General features: G+C 33.2%; 5 protein-coding genes. All 5 read left to right on the top strand.

What is annotated here, in order from left to right; all coding sequences use genetic code 11:
* The first annotated feature begins 127 nt into the window (after positions 1 to 127).
* The 5 genes from VNJ50_RS04690 to VNJ50_RS04670 all read left to right on the top strand — a co-directional run bounded on the left by VNJ50_RS04690 (position 128) and on the right by VNJ50_RS04670 (position 2,789).
* Positions 128 to 400 (top strand): hypothetical protein, encoded by a 273-nt coding sequence (locus VNJ50_RS04690; RefSeq protein ID WP_325579534.1) that lies wholly within the window; start codon positions 128 to 130, stop codon positions 398 to 400.
* Entirely contained in the window at positions 397 to 639 is a 243-nt protein-coding gene (locus VNJ50_RS04685; RefSeq protein WP_325579532.1) for a hypothetical protein, read from the top strand. The genes VNJ50_RS04690 and VNJ50_RS04685 overlap by 4 nt, the downstream gene beginning before the upstream one ends.
* A 36-nt stretch (positions 640 to 675) precedes the next feature.
* Entirely contained in the window at positions 676 to 1,659 is a 984-nt protein-coding gene (locus VNJ50_RS04680; RefSeq protein WP_325579531.1) for a DUF3644 domain-containing protein, read from the top strand.
* A gap of 178 nt (positions 1,660 to 1,837) precedes the next feature.
* On the top strand, positions 1,838 to 2,458 hold the full coding sequence (locus VNJ50_RS04675) for a hypothetical protein (RefSeq protein ID WP_325579529.1): 621 nt from the start codon (positions 1,838 to 1,840) through the stop codon (positions 2,456 to 2,458).
* A 1-nt stretch (position 2,459) separates the two neighbouring features.
* Complete coding sequence (locus VNJ50_RS04670; RefSeq protein ID WP_325579527.1) at positions 2,460 to 2,789, top strand: hypothetical protein; 330 nt, start codon at positions 2,460 to 2,462, stop codon at positions 2,787 to 2,789.
* Positions 2,790 to 2,987: the final 198 nt, after the last annotated feature.

Genomic DNA, 2,987 nt, shown 5'->3' with positions numbered 1-2,987 from the left:
TTTATCAAATAAGTTGGGTTTTGGGTCGGACTCCGTCAACTAATCCAACCTTTTGGTAGGTTATAAGTAAGTTATGGCTCATTTTAAAACAACCAGTACCAAATGAAAAACATAGAACATAAATAAAATGGAATTTGGATTAAGAGATTTACTTTACATAATAGGGATTGTTGTTTCTACCCTTATTACTTTCTTTGGGACAAGACACGGCTTGAAAGAATATATTCGTGACAAACACGATGGATTAAAAGACCAAATTCACGAACTGAAAATTAAGTTACAAGAACATAAAGCAAAGGACGACTTACAACAACAAGTGATAGACCAAATAGGCAAGCAAATGGACGAGCTTATTCCAAAATTAATTAGTCAATTAGAAGACAAAAAAGCAAGAAAATGATGAACCACATAGATTATTCACGCTTGCTTGAACTAAAGCGACTTATTGACAAAAAGCAAGCAAGTTCGGAACAAAAAAGAGAGTATCTTAATATACTTTACAGAAATGGAAACATTACTAAAGAACAGTATGACGCATACCAAAAGAATCAAAATGCGGATGAAATTATTAATGCCGCATTGACAATTGGTGGTGTTTTACTTGCGACTTGGTTAATTGCTAAACTATTTGAAAAGTAAATATGAAAATTCACTTCAATATAAATGATGTAAAGAATGGCAATTAAGAAAAGAAATAGAAAAGTATGGTCATTGAAAGAAGAACTTCTAATTAAGTCAAGGGAAGCTATGCTTAGTGCTGTTCAGATTTTTAATAATCCAAGCATTCAGTTTAAATCTGAAAACTTTATCATACTTGCAAACATTTCTTGGATGTACCTTTTACACGCATATTATCGTGAGCAGAAAATCGATTATAGATATTTTAAACAACTTACTCAAAGAAAAAAGTATGACAAAACCAAAAAAGGTGCGTTTAAATATTGGGAACTTGAAAGATGTTTAGATGATGACAATTGTCCCATTGACCATATTTCAAAATCTAATTTGAAATTCTTAATTGGTTTAAGACACGAAATTGAACACCAAATGACAACAAGAATTGATGAATATTTGAGTGCTAGATTTCAAGCCTGTTGTTTAAATTACAACCAATTTATCAAAGAATTATTTGGTGACTCCTATGGAATTGACAAACACTTATCATTTTCATTGCAATTTTCAACAATTAAAGAAGAACACGCTAATCAACTTAGAAAATTCACTGATTTACCGCCTAATATTTCTGCCTATATTAATGACTTTGACAACAGTATTAGTGATGAAGATTATAACAATATAAAGTACTCGTATCGAGTCTTGTATGTTCCAAAATCAGTGAATCATAAAGGACAAGCAGATAAGGTTATTGAATTTTTACCTGCAAATTCACCAGAAGCGGAAACACTAAATAAAGAATTTGTTCTAATCAAAGAAAGAGAAAAAAGAAAATACTTGCCAACCGAGATTTGGACGGAGATGCAAAATAAAGGTTTTACAAATTTTGGGCAGCACCAACATACAGAGTTTTGGAAATCTAAAGACGCAAAAAATCCAAAACTTGGATATGGAACACAGGTTGCAAAAGCTTGGTATTGGTATGACAAATGGTTAGACGAAGTTGAACAACATTGTAAACAAAGTGGTAACAGATACAAATAAAAAAACGAGCCATAACAGGCGTTTGGCTCAATGGCGGGTGACGTGGTTAATTGAACATTCTACCTCGCATCAACTTTTGTGGTGTATTGACAGTTTTGTACTCCGAAATCCGCCACTGCGCCAAGCGCCAAAACGTTATGCTCAATATACAATATAACCCAATAAAACCTAGATTAAATTGATTTTACCAACACCCGTATATAGATTTTTTTCAAAAAAAGAACATTTAAATGATCTCGTGATAAACGGTCGGATGCGTTTCACTCCGACATCTGCTTTCGGGGAATTAAAGGATATGAATTATCGAGATGAGGGCGAAAACTATTATCATTTCAAAATTCGTGAAGATAAAAGTCACACAATAATCGTCGATGGAAAAGAGCGATTAATTGAAGGCGGAACCGTTCACAGCACTTATAGAAAAATCGATGATGCTTGGGCTTTCTGCTGTTCCACATCAATTGTGTCAACAGCTCGTAAACCATATTCGGCTTATATCAAGAACTTCGGTCGGTTAATTCAAAAGCTTGATGAAGCTATCAAAGCGAAATTCAATGAAAAGCTTTTGATTATGTTCGGCCCCGTTGCTTATTATGACAGACATATGGACCTTTTCTCTGAAGTCAATCCACCACCCTATTTTTCAAAAGAGGAAAAGTTTAAAACAGATTTGGAATTTAGAATTGTAATAGTGCCATCTGATAAAATATATGAAAGTGGTAAATTAGATGTGCTTACATTGGAAATTAATGAGCCAATAGAAATATTTGGTCAAACAACAATAATAGATAAAAAATAGGATGTCAATATTAGTAGATATAATTATAGCTATTTGCCTTATTGGATATAATTCATTTGAAATTGTACGAATCAATGTGTTTAAAATTGATAAAAATGCTCTTTTTACCGGTTTAACCAGCATGATTTCAATTGGATTTGGATTGTACCTTATCATTAAAAATGGACTGATACTCGACTACGGAACCCAGCCCGAAATTTCAATTAATTGGGCAGGTCAAATGTGGTTTATGGGTGTTGTTTGCTTATTTATTGGTCTAGGTTTTATACTTAGTTCAATTATGAAATATATTATTTGGAAACTGAAAAGAAATGAGCATAACAAGCAGTAAGCAAAATGGCGCCCCAATTACATTCGAGAGAAAGCGCCACATTTGCTTACTGCCAAACGTTATAGGGCAATGACAACTAAACTCAAAGCGGTACACGGAAGCCAACGTATGGCAAAAAGACTAATGAAAACTGACATTTGACTCTAAGTAAAATTGACTTATGACGGGAGAAAAAATGACCTGAACACTCCTAAAAAA

The sequence above is a fragment of the Gelidibacter sp. genome (genome assembly GCF_035577925.1).
Lineage (GTDB): Bacteria > Bacteroidota > Bacteroidia > Flavobacteriales > Flavobacteriaceae > Gelidibacter.
This window is presented reverse-complemented; position numbering and strand designations above follow the sequence as displayed.

Excerpts from the sequence above, each read along its gene's own strand:
- VNJ50_RS04690 (WP_325579534.1), top strand. The coding sequence starts at position 128 with ATGGAATTTGGATTAAGAGATTTACTTTACATAATAGGGATTGTTGTT.
- VNJ50_RS04685 (WP_325579532.1), top strand. The coding sequence starts at position 397 with ATGATGAACCACATAGATTATTCACGCTTGCTTGAACTAAAGCGACTT.
- VNJ50_RS04680 (WP_325579531.1), top strand. The coding sequence starts at position 676 with ATGGCAATTAAGAAAAGAAATAGAAAAGTATGGTCATTGAAAGAAGAA.
- VNJ50_RS04670 (WP_325579527.1), top strand. The coding sequence starts at position 2,460 with ATGTCAATATTAGTAGATATAATTATAGCTATTTGCCTTATTGGATAT.